The sequence below is a fragment of the Streptomyces sp. NPDC058751 genome (genome assembly GCF_042746485.1).
GTDB lineage: Bacteria > Actinomycetota > Actinomycetes > Streptomycetales > Streptomycetaceae > Streptomyces.
The window spans coordinates 63,480-87,315 of sequence record NZ_JBHYPZ010000041.1 but is presented as its reverse complement, the minus strand read 5'-3'; the positions used below and the strand labels follow the sequence as shown (position 1 = coordinate 87,315).

General features: G+C 71.8%; 23 protein-coding genes and 2 pseudogenes. 10 read left to right on the top strand and 15 right to left on the bottom strand.

What is annotated here, in order from left to right:
• Positions 1 to 99: 99 nt before the first annotated feature.
• The gene (locus tag ACFW6B_RS31475) at positions 100 to 1,134 is read right to left on the bottom strand and encodes a porin PorA family protein (RefSeq protein ID WP_386601350.1); all 1,035 of its coding nucleotides are present in this window, start codon (positions 1,132 to 1,134) and stop codon (positions 100 to 102) included.
• 237 nt (positions 1,135 to 1,371) lie between these two features.
• Here ACFW6B_RS31475 and ACFW6B_RS31470 point away from each other — a divergent pair, with 237 nt between their 5' ends.
• Together ACFW6B_RS31470 and ACFW6B_RS31465 are read left to right on the top strand one after the other, a co-directional pair.
• A complete protein-coding gene (locus tag ACFW6B_RS31470; RefSeq protein ID WP_386601348.1) occupies positions 1,372 to 2,931 on the top strand; it encodes an acyl-CoA synthetase in 1,560 nt (519 codons plus the stop codon).
• Positions 2,932 to 2,970: 39 nt separating this feature from the next.
• A complete protein-coding gene (locus ACFW6B_RS31465; RefSeq protein WP_386601346.1) occupies positions 2,971 to 3,606 on the top strand; it encodes a TetR/AcrR family transcriptional regulator in 636 nt (211 codons plus the stop codon).
• Here ACFW6B_RS31465 and ACFW6B_RS31460 read toward each other — a convergent pair.
• The 6 genes and pseudogenes from ACFW6B_RS31460 to ACFW6B_RS31435 form a co-directional block, all read right to left on the bottom strand.
• Positions 3,506 to 4,144 carry a hypothetical protein gene (locus tag ACFW6B_RS31460; RefSeq protein ID WP_386601344.1) on the bottom strand — a complete coding sequence of 213 codons (639 nt, stop codon included), beginning with the start codon at positions 4,142 to 4,144 and terminating at the stop codon, positions 3,506 to 3,508. The two genes, ACFW6B_RS31465 and ACFW6B_RS31460, sit on opposite strands and share 101 nt — an antisense overlap.
• Before the next feature lie 153 nt (positions 4,145 to 4,297).
• Positions 4,298 to 4,792 carry a hypothetical protein gene (locus ACFW6B_RS31455; protein ID WP_386601342.1) on the bottom strand — a complete coding sequence of 165 codons (495 nt, stop codon included), beginning with the start codon at positions 4,790 to 4,792 and terminating at the stop codon, positions 4,298 to 4,300.
• A 68-nt stretch (positions 4,793 to 4,860) separates the two neighbouring features.
• Positions 4,861 to 5,634 carry a hypothetical protein gene (locus ACFW6B_RS31450; RefSeq protein WP_386601340.1) on the bottom strand — a complete coding sequence of 258 codons (774 nt, stop codon included), beginning with the start codon at positions 5,632 to 5,634 and terminating at the stop codon, positions 4,861 to 4,863.
• 116 nt (positions 5,635 to 5,750) lie between these two features.
• Positions 5,751 to 6,215 (bottom strand): hypothetical protein, encoded by a 465-nt coding sequence (locus ACFW6B_RS31445; RefSeq protein ID WP_386601338.1) that lies wholly within the window; start codon positions 6,213 to 6,215, stop codon positions 5,751 to 5,753.
• A 515-nt stretch (positions 6,216 to 6,730) separates the two neighbouring features.
• Positions 6,731 to 6,930: pseudogene (locus ACFW6B_RS31440) on the bottom strand (transposase); the annotation flags it as partial.
• Between the two features lie 148 nt (positions 6,931 to 7,078).
• Positions 7,079 to 7,687, bottom strand: coding sequence for a TetR/AcrR family transcriptional regulator (locus ACFW6B_RS31435; RefSeq protein WP_386601336.1), 609 nt, complete (start codon positions 7,685 to 7,687; stop codon positions 7,079 to 7,081).
• A gap of 586 nt (positions 7,688 to 8,273) precedes the next feature.
• Between ACFW6B_RS31435 and ACFW6B_RS31430 the strand changes: the two genes are divergently transcribed.
• Positions 8,274 to 9,410, top strand: a complete 1,137-nt coding sequence (locus ACFW6B_RS31430) for an FAD-dependent oxidoreductase (protein WP_386601334.1) — start codon at positions 8,274 to 8,276, stop codon at positions 9,408 to 9,410.
• 75 nt (positions 9,411 to 9,485) lie between these two features.
• Positions 9,486 to 10,211 (top strand): hypothetical protein, encoded by a 726-nt coding sequence (locus ACFW6B_RS31425; protein WP_386601332.1) that lies wholly within the window; start codon positions 9,486 to 9,488, stop codon positions 10,209 to 10,211.
• A 33-nt stretch (positions 10,212 to 10,244) separates the two neighbouring features.
• Here ACFW6B_RS31425 and ACFW6B_RS31420 read toward each other — a convergent pair.
• Together ACFW6B_RS31420 and ACFW6B_RS31415 are read right to left on the bottom strand one after the other, a co-directional pair.
• Positions 10,245 to 10,463: pseudogene (locus ACFW6B_RS31420) on the bottom strand (IS5/IS1182 family transposase); the annotation flags it as partial.
• A gap of 253 nt (positions 10,464 to 10,716) precedes the next feature.
• On the bottom strand, positions 10,717 to 11,304 hold the full coding sequence (locus ACFW6B_RS31415) for a hypothetical protein (RefSeq protein ID WP_386601331.1): 588 nt from the start codon (positions 11,302 to 11,304) through the stop codon (positions 10,717 to 10,719).
• Between the two features lie 194 nt (positions 11,305 to 11,498).
• Between ACFW6B_RS31415 and ACFW6B_RS31410 the strand changes: the two genes are divergently transcribed.
• The gene (locus ACFW6B_RS31410) at positions 11,499 to 12,827 is read left to right on the top strand and encodes an MFS transporter (RefSeq protein ID WP_386601329.1); all 1,329 of its coding nucleotides are present in this window, start codon (positions 11,499 to 11,501) and stop codon (positions 12,825 to 12,827) included.
• A 175-nt stretch (positions 12,828 to 13,002) separates the two neighbouring features.
• Here the strand turns inward: ACFW6B_RS31410 and ACFW6B_RS31405 are convergent, their stop codons facing one another.
• Positions 13,003 to 13,452, bottom strand: a complete 450-nt coding sequence (locus tag ACFW6B_RS31405; protein ID WP_386601327.1) for a DUF5959 family protein — start codon at positions 13,450 to 13,452, stop codon at positions 13,003 to 13,005.
• Between the two features lie 142 nt (positions 13,453 to 13,594).
• Positions 13,595 to 14,095 (bottom strand): hypothetical protein, encoded by a 501-nt coding sequence (locus ACFW6B_RS31400; RefSeq protein WP_386601325.1) that lies wholly within the window; start codon positions 14,093 to 14,095, stop codon positions 13,595 to 13,597.
• 249 nt (positions 14,096 to 14,344) lie between these two features.
• On the opposite strand from ACFW6B_RS31400, the gene ACFW6B_RS31395 reads away from it, so the two are divergent.
• The 4 genes from ACFW6B_RS31395 to ACFW6B_RS31380 all read left to right on the top strand — a co-directional run bounded on the left by ACFW6B_RS31395 (position 14,345) and on the right by ACFW6B_RS31380 (position 18,505).
• Positions 14,345 to 14,872, top strand: coding sequence for a hypothetical protein (locus tag ACFW6B_RS31395; protein WP_386601323.1), 528 nt, complete (start codon positions 14,345 to 14,347; stop codon positions 14,870 to 14,872).
• Between the two features lie 283 nt (positions 14,873 to 15,155).
• Entirely contained in the window at positions 15,156 to 16,226 is a 1,071-nt protein-coding gene (locus ACFW6B_RS31390) for a TerC family protein (RefSeq protein WP_386601321.1), read from the top strand.
• An 88-nt stretch (positions 16,227 to 16,314) separates the two neighbouring features.
• Complete coding sequence (locus ACFW6B_RS31385) at positions 16,315 to 16,551, top strand: hypothetical protein (RefSeq protein ID WP_386601319.1); 237 nt, start codon at positions 16,315 to 16,317, stop codon at positions 16,549 to 16,551.
• A 331-nt stretch (positions 16,552 to 16,882) separates the two neighbouring features.
• The gene (locus ACFW6B_RS31380; protein WP_386601317.1) at positions 16,883 to 18,505 is read left to right on the top strand and encodes a hypothetical protein; all 1,623 of its coding nucleotides are present in this window, start codon (positions 16,883 to 16,885) and stop codon (positions 18,503 to 18,505) included.
• Positions 18,506 to 18,561: 56 nt separating this feature from the next.
• Here ACFW6B_RS31380 and ACFW6B_RS31375 read toward each other — a convergent pair whose 3' ends face one another.
• Positions 18,562 to 19,323: a DeoR/GlpR family DNA-binding transcription regulator gene (locus ACFW6B_RS31375; protein ID WP_386601315.1), complete on the bottom strand. Its 762-nt coding sequence runs from the start codon at positions 19,321 to 19,323 to the stop codon at positions 18,562 to 18,564.
• Between the two features lie 90 nt (positions 19,324 to 19,413).
• Here ACFW6B_RS31375 and ACFW6B_RS31370 point away from each other — a divergent pair, with 90 nt between their 5' ends.
• Positions 19,414 to 20,628: an MFS transporter gene (locus tag ACFW6B_RS31370; protein ID WP_386601313.1), complete on the top strand. Its 1,215-nt coding sequence runs from the start codon at positions 19,414 to 19,416 to the stop codon at positions 20,626 to 20,628.
• A 113-nt stretch (positions 20,629 to 20,741) separates the two neighbouring features.
• Here ACFW6B_RS31370 and ACFW6B_RS31365 read toward each other — a convergent pair whose 3' ends face one another.
• From ACFW6B_RS31365 to ACFW6B_RS31355, 3 genes are all read right to left on the bottom strand, one after another.
• Positions 20,742 to 21,938, bottom strand: coding sequence for an NAD(P)/FAD-dependent oxidoreductase (locus tag ACFW6B_RS31365; RefSeq protein WP_386601311.1), 1,197 nt, complete (start codon positions 21,936 to 21,938; stop codon positions 20,742 to 20,744).
• A 113-nt stretch (positions 21,939 to 22,051) separates the two neighbouring features.
• A complete protein-coding gene (locus ACFW6B_RS31360) occupies positions 22,052 to 22,996 on the bottom strand; it encodes an RNA polymerase sigma-70 factor (RefSeq protein ID WP_386601309.1) in 945 nt (314 codons plus the stop codon).
• Between the two features lie 140 nt (positions 22,997 to 23,136).
• The gene (locus ACFW6B_RS31355; RefSeq protein WP_386601307.1) at positions 23,137 to 23,730 is read right to left on the bottom strand and encodes a VOC family protein; all 594 of its coding nucleotides are present in this window, start codon (positions 23,728 to 23,730) and stop codon (positions 23,137 to 23,139) included.
• Positions 23,731 to 23,836 lie beyond the last annotated feature (106 nt).

The following is a 23,836-nucleotide window of genomic DNA, read 5'->3' as shown; positions in this document are numbered from 1 at the left end:
GGACCCGTCTCCGTGACGGGTCCCGCCGTACGCGTCACGCGTCGCCAGCGCTTCGGCCTCCGGGTCCCGGGGCCGGGGGCCGATGCGCTGGCGCCGGTGTCAGGCGGCCGGGGTGCCCTCGTGCTCGTCCCCCGCCGTCCCGCGGTCGGCGGCCGGGCGGCGGGCGGACCGGACCGCGAGCCCCGCCGGCAAGGCCGCGAGGACGAGCAGCCCCAGCGGGACGCCGGTGCTCAGCCACCACCACACCCGCTGCGCGGTGGAGGCGTCGTGGGCCTGCTCGCGCACCGACGCGGCCGTGCCCTTGACGGCGACATCGGTCACGGGGAACAGCGTGACCGGACCGCCCGCGCCCTGTGTCCGCGCGAGCACCGTCTGGCGGAGGACTCCGTTCAGGCTCAGGCCGGTGTTCGCGTCGACCCAGCCCGTGCGGACGGTGGTGGAGACGTAGGTCAGGGGTACGGCCTCGGGCAGGTCCGCCAGCACGGCCTCGTCTGGCCTTCGGGCCGCGGGAAGCACCGCGGTGAGGGCCGCCACCGCGCTCCGGGGAAGCACCTTGGGCAGGGCTTCGACGGTGGCGGGGTCGGCGAGCGGACCGGTGGCCTCGATGTCGTACCGGTAGGCGTCGCGGCCGTTCACCGTCTCCTGGCCCGTGTACCGGGCGGGCACCGTCTTGCGGATGCCGGAGTCCCAGAAACGGTAGTCGCGCTTCTCCGGGTCCAGCGGCCAGGAGAAGACCAGTCCGGTGTGCTTCTCGGCCCCGGAGCCCGCGGGGGCCGGGCGGTCCACGAGCGTGCGCCGGTCCACGGCCCAGACGTGCTTCGCGGCGTTCAGCGGCTTGCCGTCCGGACCTCGCAGCACGGCGGAGTCGAGGACCACGGCGGTCCGGCCGCTGGTGTCCTTCACGGTGATGCGCCGGTCGAGTGTCACCGGCAGGTCGCGCAGGAACGCGTGAGCGCGGTCACCGGCCGCCAGGGCGGGGGCGTTGAGCAGGGAGGCGGTGCCCTTGTAGTGGAACGTGCCGTCGGCGTCGGACGGTATCTGGTGCAGGGCGGGACAGACGCTGAACCGCATCACCGCCGACGCGGCCACCAAGGCCACGGCCGACCCGGTCAGGATCCAGCTGCTTCTGCGCATGGCGTTCTCCTCAGGCGGGATGCCGGCGGGCTGCCGCTCGGCGTGCGATCAGCCGTACTTAGCGAGCGCTAGGTAAATTAGGGAGGGTCTGACAGGTAGTCAATACTTCAGGCATGACCCCTGCGAGTTCTTTCTTGCACGCCCGTTGAACAGCGGGACGGGCTCGCCCTACGCTGCAATCCCGAGCGTCAACGGTCTAGCGATCGCTAGGTAGTCGATGAGTCGAGGAGGTACCTCGTGTATCCGGGTGCGCACGCGTGCACATCCCCCGGCAGGCCCGCGGTCGTCGTCGCGGAGACCGGGCGGACGCTGACGTACGGCGAGCTGGAGGAGAACTCCGTCCGGCTGGCGAACGCGCTGCGGGCGGCCGGCATGTGCCGCGGCGACGTGGTGGCCCTGCTGGCGGACAACGCCGTCGAGGTGTTCGAGGTCTACTGGGCGGCCCTGCGGTCCGGCCTGTACGTCACCGCGGTGAACCGTCATCTCGCGCCCGCCGAGGTGGCTTACGTGATCAACGACTGCGGGGCGCGGGCCCTGGTGGTCTCCTCCGCCCTCGGCGAGTCCGCGGAGGCGGTGGCGAAGGACACGCCCGGCGTCGCGCTGCGGCTGGCGTTCGGCGGTGACGTCCCGGGGCACGGCTCCTACGCCCACGCGCTGGCCGCCGCGTCCCCCGTACCGGCGTCGGACCAGCCGCGCGGCGCCGACATGCTCTACTCCTCCGGCACCACCGGCCGCCCCAAAGGCATCAAGAGCCCGCTGCCCGACCGTCAGGTGCACGAACCCGGCGACATCCCGGCCGCGCTGTTCGGCCCGCTCTACGGCTTCGGCCCGGACACCGTCTACCTCTCCCCCGCGCCGGTCTACCACGCCGCGCCGCTGCGCTTCGGGGGCGTGGTGCACGCGTACGGCGGAACCGTGGTGATGATGCGGCACTTCGACGCGGAGCAGGCCCTGTCCGCCGTCGAGCGCTACCGGGTGACCCACACCCAGTGGGTGCCGACCATGTTCGTCAGGGCGCTGAAGCTGCCCGCCGCGGTGCGGAACCGGTACGACCTGTCCTCGCTGCGTGTCGCGGTGCACGCCGCCGCGCCCTGCCCGGTGGACGTCAAGCGGGCGATGATCGCCTGGTGGGGACCGGTGATCCACGAGTACTACGCGGCGACCGAGGGCATCGGGGCGACGTTCATCGACACCGAGGAGTGGCTGCGCAGACCCGGCTCGGTCGGCCGGTCCTTGCTGGGCACCGTGCGGATCTGCGCCGACGACGGCAGCGAGCTGCCGCCGGGCCGGACCGGGACGGTCTACTTCGAGCGCGACGAGCTGCCGTTCGTCTACCACGGCGACCCCGAGCGGACCCGCGGGGCCCAGCACCCGCGCCATCCGAACTGGGCCACCACGGGCGACGTGGGCCACGTCGACGCGGACGGCTACCTCTTCCTGACCGACCGGCGGGACTTCGTCATCATCTCCGGCGGGGTCAACGTCTATCCGCAGGAGACCGAGAACGCGCTGGCCCTGCACCCCGCGGTCTCGGACGTGGCGGTGATCGGGGTGCCCGACCCGGAGATGGGAGGGCGGGTCACGGCCGTGGTGGTGGCCGAGCCCGACGCCACGCCGGGGCCGGACCTGGAACGCGAGCTGATCGCGTACGTCCGGGAGCGGATCGCCCACTACAAGGCGCCGCGCCGCGTGGACTTCGTCGGCACACTGCCCCGCACGCCGACCGGGAAGCTGGTCAAGCGCGTTCTGGCCGACCGATATCGGCGGCCCGGCGGAAACGGCGCGGATGATCGATAGACTCGGTGCCGGGGAGCGGGCGGACGGAAGGCACCGGTGATGGCGGAAGCGGTGGCGGCACTGCGTGCGGACGGGCACCAGGACTGGCGGGCGTACGAGCCACTGGAATTGCCGCCCATCCTTGCCGCCGCCCTGGAGGCCTTCGACGAGCAGGGCTACCACGGCACCAGCGTGCGGGACATCGCACGCCGGATCGGGGTCACCGTGCCGACCCTCTACTACCACTTCCAGAACAAGCAGGCGCTGCTCGTCGAGTTGCTCATGGGCTCGATGCGGGCGGTGCTCGGCCGCTGCCGCGACGCGGCCAGGGACGCCGACGCCGACCCGGTCGCCCGCTTCAGGATCCTGGTGGAGTGCGTGGTGCTGTACATGGCGCACCGGGGTCCGCTCGCCTTCCTCGACACCGAGATACGCAGTCTGGAGCCGGAGAACCGGGCGCGCTACGTCGCGCTGCGCGACGAACTGGAGGCGATGCTGCGGCACAGCGTGCAGGACGCCGTGGATCTGGGCGCCTTCACCACCCCCTACCCCGTGGACGCGGCGCGCGCCGTGCTGACCATGTGCCAGGGCGTCGTCAACTGGTACCGCCCCGACGGCCCCCTGACCCCGGCGACCCTGGCCGACCGGTACGTGACCCTGGCCCTGTCCACGGTGGGCCACCGGACACGCCGCTGAGGCCCGGCTCGGCTCCGCGCGGTCGAACGCGCTCGGCGTCCGGTATCGGCCGCCGGGCGGCGGGCAGCCGGGACTTGGCGATGTTGCGGATGCGGCGGGTGCGGCCGCTCTCGGCCAGAACTTCCAGGGCGGTCACGGCCGAGGAGTTCTCGGAGGTGTGGAGCTGCAGCCGGTCGGAGGCCGCGAGCAGGTCCTCGGCGTCCCACGGCTCGCTCAAGGTGATCACCCGCAGCAGGGTCCACTCGTCGAGGCGGCGTGCGGAGAAGTCGTCCACGGCGACAGGTCCGGCCATCTCCAGGCACCAGGAGGGGTAGCCGGGATCCGTGAGCAGCTCTGCGGCTCGCCTGTCCAGGTACTCGCAGACGGCACTGTTCGCCATCCCTTTGTCGGGATCGGTGAGTACCCGGGCGACGAGGGCGGCCGCGTCCGCCGGGGCCACCTCGGCGAACGCCCTCCGGTAGCGGGCGAACCGCACGTGCTCGTCCGGGTCCCCGTTCGGATCGTCCGCCGGCACCGCACCGCCCGACACCATCGCCACCCCTCTCCGCCGGCTCGGGACGGAAGCCTGCCACAACCCCCTGCTCCGACGCCTTGACGCCCTGGTGCCCGTCGCAGTCCCGTGGAGACCTGCGCGAGTCCCGCAGGACCGGGCACGCTCGCCCGTGCGAGGAGAGGAAGGGAGGGTGGCGGCTCAGGGCGGGGTGGAGTCGCCGCGGCCGAAGCTCATCTCGTGGGGGCGTCCCTCCAGCAGGAGCAGGGCGAGGGTGACGACCGGGTCGAGTGCGGCGTCGCTGCGCGTGTCGAAGACGCGGGCGCCGTCGTTGTCCTTGAACCGTTCGCGGACTCGCAGGACGGTGCGCTCGCCCGCGGTCACGGTGAAGAGCAGCTTCGGCCAGAGCCATTGGCGGTGGATGCGGTACTCCTGGGACCACAGTCGCACGGTGTTGCCCTGACGCTCACCCACCTGCCGCCTCTGCAGTCTGTCGGCGTACAGCAGGGCCGATCCGCTGCTGAAGTCGACCTGCAGCCGGGGGTCGCCGCTGCCTGACGGATCCGAGCCGCGCCAGACGGCCTGCCGTTGATGGCCGGCCTGCATCGAGACCACCGACGCCGGTTCGCCGGTTATGCGCAGCGTCGTGGTCAGTCTGATCATTTCGGCCTGGCCCGGCCTCAGTTCATCGGTCATGGGTGCCATGCTCCCGCCGGTGGGTGGGTGTCGTGGTTCGGTGCGGACGGCGCGGAAGGTTCCCGCCGTCACTTCGGAGCCGACGGGGCCGACAGGATCCGGTCGGGTACGTCGTCGGCCAGGGCCTCGCGGGTCGCGTACACCCGCAGGGTCCCACCGGCCAGGACCACCTGGGGATCGGTCCATGTCTCCTGGGGCCCTGGGATCAGCGTCCGGGTGGAGCCGTGGGCGGCGTCGTGGATCAGCACGGAGACGATCCCGGTGACCAGCGTCCCCGGCCCGTACGACTGCCAAGGGTGATCGTCCGGCCCCTCCGCCTGAACCACCAGGAACCTGCCGCCGAGCCAGTGCCCGTACGAGTCCAGGTCGGCCCCGGCGTCGACCGGGACCCCGTCCACCCACAGCCGAACCGCCGACGTCGTGTCGCGCCAGAACACCGCGCGATGCCGGTCGTCGCCGCCACTGAACCGCACATGGACATCGAAGTCGCCCCAGAGACCGTGGAATCCGCCGCAGGCGCCCTGGACCGGCCCCTCGCGCTCACCGCGCGGGGCCTCCCCGTCGGCCGACGGCACAGCAGGATCCAGACGGCACACCGACGGCTCACGGCACTCCCGGTCGATGCGCCGTGTGCACCCGAGCCCCACCGCCGCGCAGTCACGCGGGGACGCGGCGGACAGCAGAGCGGCCAAGCGCTCCCCGTAGGCGTCCCGGCCGGCACCACTCGTCTCGTCCCGCGCTCGCCGCCACCACGCGAGCAGTTCGGTTCCCGACGGCGACTGCCGCAGCCACTCGCCCCATGCCTCGTCCCACACCACCGACACCTCCTCGCCGACCCTCACGGCCTGCTGCGACGAGCTGCCGGAAGACGTCTTCGTTCATGTCACAGAGCATGCCGGACGGGTGTGACAGTCCGGCGGCCCGGGCACCAGCAGGGTCTGCCGGAGCTGGTGCCGCATCAGACGACGTTCGCCCTGTTGAGGCACCACGCGAGCACAGCCGCGCTGACAGGCATCGCGACAAGGAAGCCGATGAGGATACCGACGCCTGAGTCGGCAGACGCCGGAAGGGCCCGGTTCGCTGCCGCAGCCACGAGCGGTGTCACCGTTGCCAGCGCGAGGACAGCGGCAACAACGGCAAGCCGTCGGGGCGACCCCGCACGGTACAAATCAACCGCAGGCCGGCCCCCGAGCATGCCCGCGAGCAACGCGGCGAGACTGAGCTCGGGCGGCCAGCCGAACAGCCACGCCACCAGGGTGCCGACCCCGAAGAAGGCGAGACCGACGAGTTCCAGCAAGACGGTCTCCACCACCACGTCCCCCACCAGCTCCCATGGACGTCGCCGGATCGGGCCGTTTCCGTCCATCAACTCACCCCGGCCCACCACAAGATCCGTCATCGAGGCAATCGCGGTCAGGATCACCCGCGGGATACGGCACGAACAGGCTCAGCCGGTAGACGGTCGGACGCGTCAGACGCCCGCAGAGCGTGTCGATCCGGACCAGCTCCGTGTCGGACCTCTCCTTCCCGGCACGCCGGCCACGGAGGTGAGCATTGAATTCCGACCCGTCCCTGGTCTCGAAGACCACTTCCCAGTGACCCCTGTCCGGAGCGGTGCGAGCGGCAGCCCGTGCCCGTGAGTCCCGTTCCTTGCGTTTCCTCTTCCGCTGTCCTGGCACAGGATCAGCATCAACGCCCCAGCCCACCACGGCAAGGCCACCGGCCCAAGTCGCAGACGTGGAAAACGCTCATTCGTCAGGCAGGGCCCGGCAAGGGATGTATCAGCTCGGTGCAGGCGCGACCAGGTCCTGTCCGACGGGTCGCTCGGGGGGTGTCGTCACGACTGACCGATCGTTTCAGAACGAGGTGTGCAGGCGGCGGTACTTGTCGAAGTCGTAGCCCCGGTCGGCGTACAGGCGGCGGGGCTCACGGCGGGGCCGTCACCCCGGAGCAGCCCACGGCCCGGGCGGGAACATCCCGCCATGCAACGCCGGTGCGCAGCACATACATGACACCGGCGAGCGCAGCCCGGCCGGGGATGCGCAGCCGTCCCGGATGGCGGCGGCGCCGCCCGGGAGCCGGCGGCAGCAGCGGAGCGACCTGCTCCACAGGTCGTCAGGAACAGGATCAGCGCGCATCTTCAGATCCTGCCGACCGAGATCGTGGATCAGGAGACCCGCGGCACGACTCATCCTGAAGCGCCGGTGAAGCGAGCAGCGCACGCGCACCCGGACTCCCGGGTGCAGGAGCAGTTCGCGGGGCGCGGCACCGCGTCCGAGGGATGCGTCACGCCTTCGAGGCGACGCTCTGCCAGCCGTTGTCGAGCAGGTCGAAGGCGCGGCGGACGGCGTCGGCGCTGTCCGCGTGTCCGCGGAAGGCGTGAGGGGCTTCGAGGGCGAAGTGGGCCAGTGCGGTGCAGGCGGGGTCGTCGGCGGTGAGGCCGCTCTCCTCGGCGATGGCTGCCGCCAGGTCGGCCGTGTAATCCATCCATGCCGCCTGCTGGTACTCGAGCAGGGCCGGGGTGCTGTTGACCAGTGCGACGAAGGCTGCGACACCGGGCTCGTCATGAGGGCCGTGCAGGCGGTACTGCAGGGCGTGCTCGCGCAGAGCGGCCGGGACGGACTGGCCCTCGGGGCGTTCGCGTACGGCGTCGAGCAGGCGGGTCCGCATCTCGTCCTGCCGGTCGAAGACGAGGGCCTCCTTGCCTGTGAAGTGCTTGAAGAGCGTGGTGGTGGACACGTCGGCGGCGTCCGCGATCTCGCGGATGCTGACGCCGTCGTAGCCGCGTTCCAGGAACAGGCGCAGGGCGGCGTCGGCGATGGCCTGGCGGGTGGCCGCCTTCTTGCGCTCGCGGCGCCCCACCGGCGCGGGAGCGGTCTCACTCTCAGCGTGCATATCAGTAACCTACACCACTTGTGTATCGATCCCAAAAGTTGATTCATTGCACTTATTGGATCGGTGTGGTTTTCTGGGTTTGCGGCCGCTGGAAGCCAGCCGCCCTACCCACTCCCTGCCCGAAAGCAGTGATCAGCCATGTCCACAACCGCCTCGACGCCCGCTGGCGGGCCGCCCGTGTCGGCGAAGAACGTGCGCTGGGTGATGCTCGGCGACTCGCACCGCTCCCGTCCGGGGCAAGCTCGGCGACTTGGCCGACCGCGAATCCGTCTGCCTGGCCGCGATCGCGATCTCCGTCGCCGGCTCCGCGCCCTGTGGGGCTGCGCAGTCGATGACTCAGCCGATCGCCTTCCGCGTCGTACAGGCCATCGGCGCCGGCGGTATCGGGCACGGGCGCCTTCGCCCTGATCGGCGCGCTCTTCGTGATCGAAGTGCCGCTCAAGGCAGCCGGGCCGGCGCCCGCCGCCGACCCGGACGAGACCACCGTCACCGTCACCGTCACCGTCACCGTCACGAGCGCGTAACCCGCCAACCCCTGCCGGCAAACGCCCGGCCCCGTGCCGGACCACAAGAACGGAGCACCACCATGTCCACCACCCCCAAGCCCCGCATCGCCATCATCGGCGCCGGCCCCGGCGGCCTCACCTGCGCGCGCATCCTCCAGCGGCACGGAATCGAGGCGGCCGTCTACGACCTCGCCTCCGGCCCCGACGACCGCAACCAGGGCGGCACCCTGGACCTTCACGAGGACAACGGCCAAGTCGCCCTGAAGGAAGCCGGACTGATGGAGGAGTTCACCCGCCTCGCCCGCCCCGAGGGCCAGGAGATGCGCCAGTTCCACGCGGCCGACGCAACGATCCGCTTCCACCAGCGCCCCGCCGAGGACCAGTTCTTCGCCCCCGAGATAGACCGCGGCCAGCTGCGCGACCTCCTGCTGAACTCACTCGAGCCCGGCACCGTCCGCTGGAACCACGCCCTGCAGAGCGTCGAAGGACCGGACAACGGCCCCCGTCGGCTCCACTTCTCAGACGGCACCATCATCGAGGCCGACCTCGTCATCGGCGCCGACGGCACCTGGTCCAAGGTCCGGCGCGTCCTCTCGGACGCCACCCCCCAGCACATCGGCATCAACTACCTCGAAGCCTGGTTCAACGACGTCGAAACCCGGCACCGCTTCATCGCCGACTTCGTCGGCCAGGGCAGCGCCATGGCAGCCGACGGCGAGCGCTGCCTGTTCGCTCAGCGCAACAGCGGCGGCCACATTCGCGTCTACATCATCCAGGCCGTTGCCGCCGACTGGCTGGCACAGGCCGGCCTGAACAGCCAGGACACCGACGGCATCCGCGCCCTGCTCCTGGAGCGCTTCGGCGACTGGGCGCCCAGCCTCCTCCGCCTGGTCACCGAAAACGACGGCCCCTACATCGACCGCCCCCTCTACGCCCTGCCCGTCCCACACACCTGGGAGTCCGACCCCACCGTCACCTTGCTCGGCGACGCCGCCCACCTCATGCCCCCGCTGGGCGTCGGAGTCAACCTCGCGATGCTCGACGCCAGCGAACTCGCCCTCGCCGTTGCGGGCCACGACACGATCGCCGACGCCATCCGCGCGTACGAGAAGACCATGCTGCCCCGATCCAACGAGATGCAGAAGATGCTGGACGGCGCCGCCGTCGGCCTGTTGGCCGACGAAACCTTCGACCCCAGCCAGATGGACGCCGACTGACCACACGCCCCGCCTACGAACGAACGCTGGGTCGCGGACTCGCCCCCGACCACCTGGGCAAGGTTCAATGCCGGAGTGGTCACCTGGGTGGATATGCATGACTGCCGGTTCGAGGTCGGTCGTGTTCCAAAACTCTTGAAGCAGGTCGAGCAGGACGACGACCCAGCAGCGTGGAAGGAACTGGGATGGCGGCTCGTTCTCGAGCATGACCTGGTGTCCCCGGCGAGTTTCGCTGCCCTGCCGCGCCTGGTGCGCCTCGCGCCGCGCAGCGCGAAGGCGCGGCACCTGGCGGGGGAGATCCTCGAGCGTGCGGCAGGCCACCATGGCTGCGACGATCTCCTGGCGGATTGCGCCGGCGCCATTGCGGAGTTCCGCGAGGTGCTGGGTCGGCACCTGCGGTCGCGGCCGGCCGACTTCCTCGTGTCCTTGCGCGCCCTGCTCGCGGTCGAGGAGGAGTACCACTGGGCGGCGGTCCTCGGCGACTTCGAGGATGACTTCTATCCCTTGACGTGTCCGCACTGTGGCGTCGGGGTCAGGATCGCCATCGGCAACTACGGGCGGTACTCGGCGACCCAGGACTGGAACCTGGGTGATGTGGAACGAAGGGACCTGCGGCCGGTGGCCGCCGAGGAGCTGACCGGAACTGGCGGGTGGATGTTCGAGATGGCCGTCCACGCAGGTCAGGAAGCACTCGCCGACGGGATTGCCCATTTGTTCGGACGTGCGGAATGCCCGCTCTGCGCCAGCGTCTTCAACGTCGCGGACGAGTACGCCTCCGCCAATTGTCCGGTCGTGCGATGAGCCGCACAAAACCGACAGCGTCCCGGCCACGCCTCACGCACGAAGCCGGAGCCGGACTGAGGCGACGGCGACCGTCCCGTGAACGATGCAAGCCCTTTTGTCATAGCGAGTCACGACCGCACGGAAGGACTTCAGTCGACTGGTCGTCCGCTCCACTTCGTTGCGGCGCCGGTAGATCTCCCTGTAGAACCCGGCCGGACGGCCGCCTTGACCACCTCGCCGCCGGCGGTTGGCACGCCGGCCTCCGGGCTGGTGTGCTCGATCTGGCGCGGTGGGGGTGTAGCATCCGGCGATGGCCACCCGGCAGCCCCGATCGGCTGCGCCGTGTGCGGCATCCCGCCACGGTGCAGCGGTCGAACTCGGCCGGCTCCAGAGGACGTCTCATCCCCGTGCCCACGTCAACGGCCCGGACGCGGACCGGTCACCGGAGCGGCCGGACGAGTACGGACCGAGTACCCGGCCGAGGCCGCGCAAAAGCACGTCAGCGAGCCAACCGACGCACGAATCACGAGCCCCGGGGGACGGTTCGCCCACCGTCGAGGACGACGCTCGAGCGGGGCTTCACGATCACTGGGCAGGAGTTCCACAGCTCCACCCCGGCCGTGATCACTTCCAGTACCGCGCATTGCTCCGCGGGGGTCCATGCCACGCACTCACCTGCGAACAGCTTCTCGTAGGCGCCGTCATGCACCGCGCTCTGCCGGGGCAGCCGGTGGACCTCACCAAGCCCTCGGGCCAGATCCTCGAAGAAGTTCCACGCATCCAGCACCACACCCGCGGGGACGCGCCGACGCACCGGGTCCTCCAGCCAATGCTGGACACGCTGGAGTTCCAGGACGTCGACCTCGGCAGTGTCAGGCTCCCACCCTCGTCGGCTCGCATACGTCCGTGCCTGTCGAACGGTCGTGAACACCGGCACCCGACAGCGACCAGCCTCCGGCAACGCCAGAACCCGGTCGGCTTCGTCGCCCCTGCCACCGATCCACAGGACCACCGCGCTGCGGCCGAGGCCGCGCACCCGATATGCGTAGAGACCCGCACGCCCACCGTCGCGTCCGGCCTCGAACACATCTGTCATCTCGTTCTTCGCCACACCTCACACTGACACGACCCGCGACAACCCCGCGCGGATTTCCTCCGCGGCAACCGCCGTGATCGGAAGGCCCGGAGAGTCCCGCTACCCGGCCGCCGATTCGAGCGGAGCCACTGGCTGCACCCTCACCGCCGCTCCGGGCGTCATGTGCCGGTGCGCGGCCCCGGTTGCGCCGGTGCCGGGTGGTTCGTCGAGTGCGGCGAGGTCTTCGGGCCTTCGGCACCGTCTTCGGTATCGCCTGCGTCGTCGCGGGACTGGCCCCGTCGGCCGGGGTGATGATCGCCGCGCGCCTGGCCGCCGGCATCAGCGCCGCGATGATCATGCCGATCACCCTGGCCGTCATCACCTCCACCTTCCCCGAGGAGCAACGGGGCAAGGCGATCGGCGTGTGGACCGGCGTCGCCGGAGGCGGCGGCATCCTGGGAATGTTCCTTTCCGCGCTGCTGGTCGACGTGGCCGACTGGCGCCGGCTGTTCGTCCTGCCCGTGGTCCTGGCCGTCGTAGCGCTGGCGATGACGCTGAAGGCGGTCCCCGACTCCCGTGAGCACTCCGCTCATTCCTTCGACACCGCGGGCGCGTTGCTGTCAGCCGTCGCCGTGGGCGGTCTGATCTTTGTTCTGCAGGAGGGTCCGGAACGCGGCTGGACCGCCCCGGTGATCCTGATCAGCCTGATCGCCGGTGTCATCGCCGCTGTCGGATTCGCGCTCTGGGAGCTGCACCGCCGTGACGCCTCGCTGCTGGACGTGCGCCTGTTCCGTGAGCGCGGCCTGGCCGGCGGCTCCATCACCCTGCTGGTCGTCTTCGGTGTCCAGGCGGGCATCGCCGTGGTCCTCTTCCCGTTCTTCCAGGCCGTCCTGGGCTGGACCGGGCTGCTGTCCACCGTGGCGATGATGCCGATGGCCGTCATGATGATGGCGGCGTCCGGCCTGGCCCCCAGGATGGCCGCACGCGTCGGCACCCGCTCCACCATGACCGTGGGTGTCGCCCTGGCCACCCTCGGCCTGGCCCTGATGGCCCTGTTCGTCTCCGTCGACGGCGGCTACCTCTCCGTCCTGGCCGGCATGCTCGCCATGGGCATCGGCATGGGCCTGTCGATGACACCCTCCACCGAGGCCATCACCGGCTCGCTGCCCCGCGCCGAGCAGGGGGTCGCCTCCGCGCTCAACGACGTCACCCGCGAGTTCGGCACCGCCCTCGGTGTCGCCATGCTCGGCGCGCTCCTGTCGGCCGGATATCGCAGCGCCATCGACGACAGGCTCGACGGCGTCCCCCGAGGGGCCGCGGACGCCGCACGCGAAGGCATCGCCGGTGCCGTCGAGGCAGCGCCCGGCACCGGCACGCACTCCCAGGACCTGATCAGCTCCGCACAGCAGTCCTTCGTGGAGGGGTGGCAGCAGGCGATGTGGGCAGGCGTCGCCGTCATGGGCGTACTGCTCGCCTGCCTCGCTCTTCGCGGTCCGAAGGACTCGGCCCCCGCCGTCGCGGACGAGCCGGAGACCGTGGAGAGGGTCGCCACCCGATGACCGCGTGACAAACGGGCGGATCATCCGTCGGGCGTCAGGCGTCGCGACACCGCGGTGCCTGACGCCTGATGTCTGACACCTGATGCCTGATGCCTGGCTCGGCAGCATCGGAGGCACCGGGCGAGAGCACCGGCGCACCGGTCGACCGCGTTGTCGGGCTCGCCGGTTCAGCAGGTCAGCGCCGCCATTCGTAGGTTCCCGGGGAGGTTTCCACGACCTCCTCGGGCCACGCGGAGCGGACGCGCCGCAGCCGTTCGTGGTGCTCGTCGGCCCATCCGTCGGCCAGGCGCACCGGGACACGGACGGATGTCCCCGATGCGGCTACGTCCTTCACCACGAACACGGCGAGTCCGCCCTGCCCGGCCGGCTCGAACCGGATCTCGGGGTTGCGCCCGTCATCCATCCAGACGGCGTTCCGCCCGGCCGCGAGCTCCGTCAGGACCTGTGACCAGCCGTCCAGGTCGTCCGGGGTCAGACACACGTCGAGACGTCCTCGGGCGAACCCGCTCGTGACGACGATCTCCGCATCGAGGTAATCGTGCAGGGTCAGCACCCCGGCCATCGTCCGGCCGAGAACCCTGACCTCGAGAGCGTTCTCCCCGTCGGTCAGACGGATGAGACCCACAGTGCCGTCCTCGGCCACGCCAACTCCCCACGCTCGCATCGATTCTCGTCATCATGCACGTGCGTCGGCACTCGGCAGTACGGGGGCAGTGCGTCAGGCTGTATGGCCGACGGCCACGGTTCGAAGCGGGTGTGTGTTGTGCCTACTGCGGCATGTCGACCGCGTCCGCCTGGCGGAAGACGTCTGCGCACGTGGGGGACGACACCGGCTCGCGAGCGGCGAGGACGGCCAGCGTATGGCGTACTTCCGTGCTCAACCGAAGGAGCTGGAGGCTGGTCCCGCCGCCCTTGTAGGCGAACAGACGGAAGACCTTGACCGCGACTTCGTCCCGGTCGTCGGCGAAGGTGTCCGGGAGCCCCGCGAGCAGTTCGAAGTCTTCCTTGCCCGTCACCGCGTCGGCCACGGCACCGAGGGGCAAGGTCTCGAACTCTGGCGCGGACAACGAGGTGTCCACCGCGACAGCGTGGGCGGCCAAGGCCGTGAAGACCTCCATGAGACGTTCTCCCACCGGCACGTCGATACCCCAGGAGCGCAGCCGTTCTCGGCGGCGGTCCCGACGCCACGGCTCCTGGTCCAGCAGTGGCAGCAGGACGCGGCCCAGGTACGCGCAGCGACACCACAGCGTGTCGTGGTCCGAAGTCATGATCGATCCTCTCTACGGCAGTTGGAGGGCCTGCCGCCCGAGCGGCACGGATCCTCCAACTTCCCACCGCGCGCAGGCCGGGTACAGCCGAGTACAGGACGGGGCCGGAGACGTTGTCCCTGCGTCGGCTCCCGCCCTTGCCGGATGTGGTGGCGCCAGGGACGTCCATACCCCTTCACCCCACCAACTGCCTTTCCTAAGCTGCTAGTTGACAGCGTCCTGCGACGTGAAGGCGACAGGAGGACCACCGTGGCGCATCCGGCCGGACCCGATGGGCTGGGCCCCTTGATCAGCGAGTGCGGATACGACCGGGAACGGGCCCGGCGCAATGCCGTCGGCTGGCTCGTCGTCGGCGTGCTGGGCACCGGCATAGGCGTCCCCGTCACCATCGCCTACATCGCCGCCGCCGGGAACAGCGGCTTCAGCCCGCTGCCCGGCGTCCTGCTCGGCATCGGCCTCGTCGGACTCTGGGTCGGCGGCACCCTGCTCACCCGCAGCGTCACCCGGCGGGCGGAGGTGTTCCGACTGCACGGGGGCGGCCTGGTGCACCGCCGGGCCGGCACCGAACGCGCTCTGCCCTGGCCGGACATCGCCCGGGTGGTCTACCGGGAGAACGACCGGCCCACCGCACGGCTCGTGGGAACCGACGTGCACTGCGTGATCCACCTCAAGGCCGGCGGCCGGCTCCGCATCACCGGCTACCACGACAACGCCCACCGCGTGGGCAGCGCCGCGTGGCGCGCCGTCGCCAAGAAGGAGTTCCCGGCCGGTCCCTGACCGCCGCTGCCCGACAGACGTCCTGGCCCTTCGCATTGCCCCCGCAGGCCGGTCGACCCGAGCGGTTCGGCTTCCGCCGCCCCGCCCCGGGGCGTCTCCGCTTCGCCGAAGGGCCCGAACCGACCGAGCCGGGCCGGCCCCGAGGCGGCTGCGGGCGTCGGCCGCTTCCCGGGCGGCACCGTCGTCGGGCCGCCCCGCAGCGCCGGGTGCGGGCGACAACCACAGCAGCGTCCCCCAGACTCGAAGGAAGAGTTCCGGTCGATCGCGTCTGCGAGGCAAGGCCGTGCATGACGTGCCGCTGTGGTTGTGGCTGGTGTTCGCCCTCACCGTGATCGTGTCACTGACGGTGGACCTTCTCGCGCACCGGGAAGCCCACGTCATCGGTTTCCGCGAGGCCGCCGCCTGGAGCGGCGTCTGGGTGGGCCTCGCGATGGTCTTCGGCGGCGTCGTCTACTTCGTGGTCGGCACGGACGCGGGGGTCGAGTACACCACCGCGTGGCTGCTGGAGAAGAGCCTGTCGGTGGACAACCTGTTCGTCTTCGCGCTGATCTTCGGCTACTTCAGGGTTCCCCGCGCCTACCAGCACCGCGTGCTCTTCCTCGGGGTCCTCGGCGCCCTGGTCTTCCGGGGGATCTTCCTCGCCGCCGGTGTCGCGGTCGTCAGCCGCTTCACCGCGGTCCTGTTCGTCTTCGCCGCCGTCCTCTTCTGGAGCACCTGGAAGATCCTGAAGGGAGAGGACGAGAGCTTCGACCCCGGCAAGAGCTTCGCCGTACGGCTGCTGCGCAAGGTGATCCCGGTCCGGGACGAGTACTCCGGACCCCACTTCTTCGTCCGCGAGGCAGGACGACTCGTCGCCACACCGCTGCTGGCGGTGGTCGCCGCGATCGAGGCCGCCGACCTGGTCTTCGCCGTCGACAGCGTGCCCGCCGTACTGGCCGTCAGCAGCGACGCCTTCATCGTCTACACCAGCAACGCCTTCGCCATCCTCGGCCTGCGCGCCCTGTACTTCATGCTCGCGGGCCTGCTCGACCGCTTCCACTACCTCGGCACCGGCCTGGCGATCATCCTGGCGTTCATCGGCTTCAAGCTCATCCTCCAGGCATCCCACAAGATGATCAGTTCCTCCATCCCGGAGATCCCCTCCCTGGTCAGCCTTGCCGTCATCGTCGCGGTACTCGCCGTCTCGATCACCTTCAGCCTGCTCCGCCCGCCACCCGGCGGATCCGGAGCGCCGGCCCCCGATGGTGTCGGGGCGTCAGGCGTCGGTCTCCCCGGCGGCGGGGGCGCCGGGGAGACCGGATCCCGGGATCCGGCGAATCCCCGCAGCACCGGGGAACCACCCGACGCCCCGTGACGCGGTTCCGCGGCACCGGCCCGCCTCAAGCGGGCTTCCCGATCACCAAAGGAAGACAAAAAATCTAAAGCGAAGGTAAAGTGGGGTCATGGAAGGCCAGCCGAAGCACAGGACGAACCCACCCCCCGCGCGCCTCTGCCACTCCTGCCGGCAGCCGGTGAAAAGCGTCGTGGAACGGCACAAGACCATGGGCGTCTACGTCCCCCACTGGACGGCGGGACCCTGCCACAACCCCGACTGCGAGTACTACGTCCCGGAGCAGGTGACCATCGATTCCGTACGCGGTGCCACCTGGCGGACTCTCACCGGCCGGACGCACCGCTGACCCGCGCGACGACGACAGGCGCGAACCGGCCGCGCGCTCCGCTGCCGGTTCGCGCCGAGACCCGCCCTGCCCGGACGGCCGGCCCCGAGAGCCGGTAGGGCGCAGGGCCGGAACGGGCGGACCACAGACGGTGGCGGCCCGGCCGTCGGAATGCCATGCCCTCCGGGCGGCCATGCCTTCGTCGCGGTCCGGACTTTCGCCGTCGAGGCCGCGCACGCGCCCACCGGATTGCCCTGGACGGCTCCTCCAGGTGGCGAGGCGTGATGCTCCGCCGGAGGGTGGCGGGGAAGCGGGCCGCGGCAGGCGGTACGCGGCGGCGGCCGGGAGGGGCATGGAACAGCGAGCGGGACAACGGCTCGGGCCCCGGCGAACAGACGGCGCCAGGGCGAGCAGGCCGGCCACGGTCAGCCGGCCGCGGACGGCGGGCCGGTACGCGCCCGCCGCGGTGGCCGGCGTGTTCGTCCTGGTCCAGCTTCTGCTGGTGATCCCCGGGGCCGGTCTCGGCTGGGACGAGATCGTGTACGTCAGCCAGGTCGAACCGGGTACCCCGACCGCGTACTTCTCCGCGCCCCGGGCCCGCGGCATCACCTGGCTCGCCGCCCCGGCCGCCGTCCTCGCCGACTCCGCGACCCACCCCGCCGTCCTCCGGGTCTTCCTCGCCCTCCTCTCCGGGCTCGGCCTGCTGGTCGCCCTGCGCGCATGGCGGCGCCTCCTCCCGGCAACCGTCCTCGGCTGCGCCGGGCTCCTCTTCACCAGTCTCTGGATCACCCTCTATTACGGCCCCCGCGCGATGCCCAACCTGTGGTGCGCGCTGGGCGCCCTCGCCGCGACGGGCTGGTTCCTGCGGGCGGTGGGACCGGACCGGGACACCCCCGCCGGCCGCCGGGCCCTGCTCCTCAACGGTGCCGCCGTGGCGTTCGTCACCGTGATGCGCCCCGGCGACGGCGCCTGGCTGGCGCTGCCCCTCACCGCCGCCGCGATCCTGGTACGGCCCTGGCGACGGGCCCTGCCGGCCCTGGTGCCGCCGGTCGCCTTCGTGGCGGGCGCAGCACCCTGGCTGATCGAGGCGTACACCTCCTACGGCGGACCGCTCGCCCGCCTGGAGCGCGCCGGGAAGATCCAGGGCGGCATGGGTCTGCACCTAGCCGTCGACGACCAGCTGCGCAGCCTCGCCGGGCGCACCCTCTGCCGCCCCTGCGAGGTGCCCTGGGCCCACCCCTGGACGGCCGCCTGGTGGCTCGCGCTGCCGGTGCTCACCGCCGTCGGGGTGCGGTGCGCCCGCCGTGCCGGGCGGGGGCCCACCGCCCTCCTCGCGGTCGCCGTCGCCGGCTGCCTCGCCGTGACGTACCTGCTCACCATCGACTACGCCGCGCCCAGATTCCTGCTGCCCGCGTACGCGCTGCTCGCCCTCCCGGTCGCCGAGGGCGTCGTCGCGGGAGCCATGGCGGTCACCGGGGCCGGGGCCGCCGGTCCGGCCCGGCACGGTCGGCGGTGGTGGCGGGCCTCGGCGGGCGCGGCACTCGCGGCGGCCGTCCTCGGGCACCTCGCCGTCCAGTACGCGGTCCTCGCCCAGACCGGGGAGCGCAGCCGCCGCCAGCACCGGGAACTGACCACCGCCGCCGCCGAACTGCGCCGTCACGGAGTGCGGCCGCCCTGTGTGATCACCGGCGGTGACTACGTTCCCGTAGCCCACTACACCGGTTGTTCCTCGCGTCAGCCCGGCGGTCACGACGCGAGCATCACCACCGGCCGACTGCTCGCCCTGGGGCGGACGATGCCTCTGGTCGTCCTCACCGCACCGGGCCGGTCCCGGCCCGCTCTCGCCAGGGGTCGCACACCGGTCGCGCTCCCCGGCGGCCGGGTGGCCTGGCTCCCCGCTCCGGAACGTGAACCGGTGGCCGGCACTGTCACCCGCTCGCAACCACCGAGCGGCGACGGGCCCGCCGGCCGGTGACCCCACCGCTGCCGCTGTCCGTCGCCCGTGGAGGGCGGGTCCGCGCGGCAGGGCGGTCAGACGGTTTTGACGACGGTGCCGGCGCTTTCGACCGCGGCCACCTCCCCGGCGGGTGCGGTGGTGTCGGTGACGAGGGTGTGCACGAGCGCGGAGGGGCCGACGTAGGCGTAGGCGGTGCGGCCGAACTTGCTGCCGTCCGTGGCGAGGACGACGCGGCGCGACGAGGTGATGGCCGCCTTCTTCACCGCGGCCTCGTCGAGGTCGTAGGCGGTCAGGCCGTCGGCCGCGCTCAGCGCACAGCAGCCGAGGACGGCGGTGTCGAAGCGCAGGGCCGCCAGGGAGGCGAGCGTGAGGGGGCCGACGAGGGCTCCCTCGGCGGCTCGGGGCTGCCCTCCGGGCACCACCAGCGTCGCCCGGCCGGGCGTTTCGCCGAGCAGGTGGATGGCCTGCAGGGACAGGGGCATCACGGTGACGGGGCGCTCACGCAGGAGGCGGGCGACCTCCAGACAGGTGGTACCGCTGTCCAGCAGCACGCTCTCGCCGTCGGCGACGAGCGCGGAGACCCCGGCGGCGATCCGGCGCTTGGCGTCGACCGACTCGTTGGTGCGCAGCGCGAACGGGGGCTCCTCACCGCGGAGCAGCAGGGTGCGCGCGCCACCCCGGACGCGTTCCAGGACGCCCTGCGCGGCCAGGGTGTCGAGGTCGCGCCGGATGGTCATCTCCGAGGCGCCGGTCAGCTCCGCGAGTTCCTGGACCGTGGCACCACCGGAGTCCCTGACGACCTTCGCGATCAGCCCGTGCCGCTCTGCGTTGCTCATACCGGGATTGAACACCACCGCACAACGAACATTCAACGTGTTCAATATCCAGTCTTTCGAACATCAAATTCGTTCGTTACGGTGAGCGGCATGGAACCATCGCTTCGAGCCGCCCGCGTGGCGACCTATGTCTACTTCGTCCTGTGCGGCACCCTGATGGGCGCCTGGGTCGTACACATTCCCGCCGTGGAGGAGCGCGTGGGCGTCAGCCACGCGACACTGGGCGGCCTGCTGGTCCTGCTCGGGCTCGGGGCCTTCGCCGGGATGCAGGTGGCCGGCCCCCTGACCGACCGCCTCGGCGCACGCGTCGTGGCCCCCGCCAGTGGCGTGCTGTGCGGCGCGGCCCTGCTGCTGCCCGCTCTGGCCGAGACTCCGTGGACACTGGCGGGAGCACTGCTGGTCTTCGGGTTCTGCAACGGCTGCGTGGACGTGAGCATGAACGCCCACGCCGTCCACGTGGAGAAGGCGTACGGCCGCCCCGTCATGTCGGGTTTCCACGCCACGTTCTCCGTCGGCGGTGTCCTCGCCGCGCTCGTCGCGGCCGGGGCCGCGAGCGTCGGGCTGGGTCCGGTCGCGAGCATGGCCGCCATGGGCGCCGCGGGCGTCGTCGTCGCCCTGGTGACGGCCGGTTCCCTGCTGCCGACCTCCCCCACCGCCGAGAGCACCGGCTCCGGCTCCCCGGAAGAGACCGGGACGTCACCGGGCCTCACGCCCGGCGGCGCCAAGGGACGCATCTGGCTTCTCGCCGTCCTGGCGCTGATGGTCATGCTGTGCGAGGGCGCCGCCAACGACTGGAGCGCCCTGCACCTCAAGGACGTCCTCGGCGCGCCCGCCGGCACGGCCGCCTTCGCCTACGGCACCTTCGCCGCGGCCATGACCACCGGCCGGCTCCTCGCCGACCGCCTCGTGGCCCGGTTCGGCTCCATGGCGGTTCTGCGCCACGGCGCGGCGACGGCGGCCGTCGGCATCACGCTCGTGGCGCTCGGCCCGTGGATGTGGGCCGCGTTCGCGGGCTGGGCGCTGTTCGGCCTCGGCCTGTCGGGCACCGTCCCGCAGCTGTTCAGCGCGGCCGGGCACGCCGACCCCGCGGCCGCCGGCGCCAACGTCTCCCGTGTCGCCGGGCTCGGCTACGTCGGCATGCTCGCCGGTCCCGCCGTCATCGGCTGGCTGACCCACCTCGTGCCCCTCAACCACACCTTCGTCCTGCTGAGCCTGCTGTGCGTGGCCACCGCCGCGGCGGCCGGGATCCTGCGCACCGACTCCGACCGCGCGCCCCACGACGAGTTGGCGTCCGCCGGCCGCTGACCCGGCGCGCGGCGCGGCACCCGACGCCGCGCCACTCCCGTACGGCCGGCCACCGGGACCGGGGAGGAGGAAGCCCGCCGCGGACGCGAGGCACCTTCTCCCCGGGGTCCGGATCAGGCGGTCGCCTCGGCCGGAGCGAGATCCGGGGTCTCCTGCCGCACGACGCGGCGGCGCCGGGACGGCAGGCCCATCGTCGGGTTGGCGACGCCCCAGGCCGCGCCCTTGCAGATCAGTTCCTTGTAGCGGGCGGCCGTGCGGCCCGTCAGGGCGCGGTCGACCGCCCGGTCGTCGGCGGTGACGAACTGGATCAGGCCGTCCTTGCGGCCGAGGGAGACGCACTGCTGGTAGTAGCGGATGGGGACGCGGGGGACCTTGACGCCGGCCAGCCGGGCGGCGATGGCGTCGGCGGCCTGCCAGGCCATGGGGACGCCCGAGGCGCAGGACATGCGCAGGGGCTTGTCCTCGGGTCCGACGGCCATCGCGGCGTCGCCGACGGCGTACACGTCGGGGTGGGAGACGGAGCGCATCGTGGCGTCGACCACGATCTGGCCGCGCTCGGTCACCTCCAGGGCGCTGGACCGGGCGATCGGGTGGACGGCGAAGCCGGTGGTCCACACGGTGACCGCGGCGGGCAGGCTCCGGCCGTCGGCGGTGGTCACGGCGTCCGCCGCCACCGCGGTGACGGTCGCGTGCTCGTGCACCTCGATGCCGAGCCGGTCGGTCACCTTCCGCAGGTGGGCGCGGCCCTTGGCCGAGAGCCAGTCGCCGAGGGCGCCGTGGGCGGCCAGGGCGACGTCGAGGTCCGGCCGGGCCTCGGCGATCTCGGTCGCGGCCTCCACTCCGGTCAGACCGCCGCCCACGACCACCACGGGCCTGCCGGCCTCCAGGGCGGCGAGGCGGTCGCGGAGGCGGAGGGCGCCCGGGCGGCTCGCCACCTCGTCGGCGTGCGCGGCGACGCCGGGGACGTCTCCGTCGTTCCAGCCGCTGCCGAGGGCGTAGACCAGGGTGTCGTACGTGAGCTCCTCCGGGCCGTCGGCACCGGTCAGAGAGACCGTCCTGCGGTCCGCGTCAACGGCGGTGACGTTCGCGAGCCTCAGCTCCACGCCCGTACCGGCGAACATCTCGGCGAACGGCCGGGGCTTGAGGTCCTGGCCCGTGGCGAGCTGGTGCATCCGGACGCGCTCGACGAAGTCGGGCTCGGGGTTGACGAGGGTGATGGTGGCGTCCTGGCGGTGCAGCCGCTTGGCGAGGCGGCCGGCGGCGGTGGCTCCGGTGTATCCGGCTCCGATGACGACGATGCGGTGCTGCATGTCCGGGCTCCTGTCTGGGCGGGCCCGCCGTTGTCCGGCGTGCTGTCGCCCCTTGAACCGGGCAGCCCCGCGTTTCCTGACAGGATCCGGATGTGTCCTGCGTCACATCCACCTCAGAGGGTGTAGAGCGGGCCCTCCCCGTGGTCCATGGCCGCCCACTGCTCGGTCGCGCGGACGAGTTTGTCGGGGTTGACCTGGCTGAGGACCGCGACGATGCCGTCCGCGGTGACCTCCAGGCAGGTGATCCCGACGACCCGGCCGTCCACGACCGCGACGATCGCGGGTCCGCCGTTGGCGGTGGTGGCGTACATGTCGGGCGCGCCGCCGATGTACTTCCGCTTGGCGTCGCTGGGCTTGAACAGTCCGCGCAGGAAGGTGGCGACCGCCTTCGCGCCCTCGAACGCCTTCGCGCGGGCCGGGACCTTGCCGCCGCCGTCGCCGACCGAGACGGCGTCCTGGGTGAGCAGGCGGACGAGGGGTTCGGTACGGCCGCTGGTCGCCGCGGCCAGGAACTCCTCGACGATCCGCCGGGCGGCGGTCTCGTCGACCTCGGTGCGTGCCCTGCCCTCGGCGACGTGCTTCCTGGCCCGGTGGTAGATCTGCTGGCCGGCCGCCTCGGTGATGTCCAGGATCTCGGCGATCTCCCGGTGCGGGTAGTCGAACGCCTCCCGCAGGACGTACACCGCACGCTCCTTGGGAGACAGTCGCTCCAGCACGACGAGGACGGCGTACGACACGGACTCGCGCTGTTCGGCGGTGTCGGCGGGGCCGAGCATCGTGTCCCCGGCGAGCAGCGGCTCGGGGAGCCACTGCCCCACGTACGTCTCACGCCGCGCGCGGGCCGAAGTCAGCTGGTTGAGGCAGAAGTTGGTGAGGACCTTGGTCAGCCAGGCCTCGGGCACCTCGATCCGGCCGATGTCGGCCGCCTGCCAGCGCAGGAACGTCTCCTGCACGGCGTCCTCCGCCTCGCCCGCCGAGCCGAGCAGCCGGTAGGCGATGGCTTCCAGCCGCGGCCTCGCGGCTTCGAACCGGTCCACGTCACTCACGCTCAGGGCCATGCCCGCGATCTTAGGCGCCCTCGCGCCCGAGCGGCAGACGAGGGGTGCCTCCTCCGGACGCCGGCACGACCGCGGGCCCCGGACGGACGGCCGGACCGGCCGGGGATTACGGGACGGCCCCTGGAGAAGCCGTCGGCGGGTCAGCCCGTGACGTGGAACTCGTTCCCGCCCGCGTCGAGGAACTCGCCGGGTTCCCACTCGGGCCGGGTCACCTCCAGGCGCAGCCTGTTCCGCCCCGTCTTCGGCGCCGCCGGCGGCCCCATCACCAGCGAGACCGCGCTGGAGCGTCTCCGGCGCAGCCGGACACCCCAGTCGTGGTACTCGACCGCGTGCCAGTCCGCCTCGGCCTGCCAGAAGGCCGACTGCGCGTGGCGGTGCTCCCCGGCGACGTCGAGGCAGATCGCGACGAGGCCGGAGTCGGCGAGCACGCCGGGGTGACCGGGCCGCAGCACGCAGAACTCGTTGCCCTCCGGATCGGCCAGCACGTCCCACGGGACGTCCCCCTGACCGATGTCGGCCCGCGTCGCGCCGAGGGCGAGCAGGCGTTCCACCTCGGCTTCCCAGTCGGGTCCTCCGGCCAGGTCGAGGTGCAGCCGGTTCTTGTGCGGCGCCTTGGGCTCCGTGACCGGCACGAAGCGCAGCCGCAGCCCGCCCGTCCGGCCCTTCGTCGCGTCCAGCCAGAAGCGGTCCATGCGCTCGACGTCCACCGAGTCGATCACGATCCCCGTCAGCATCCCGTGTCCCCCTGAGCCGTCGAACCCGTCAGTTCCTCATGGGCATCGTTTCATCCCGAAGTCGCCGGCCACGGGTCTGGTGCGGCCGATCGCGGTGGTGCTCGTG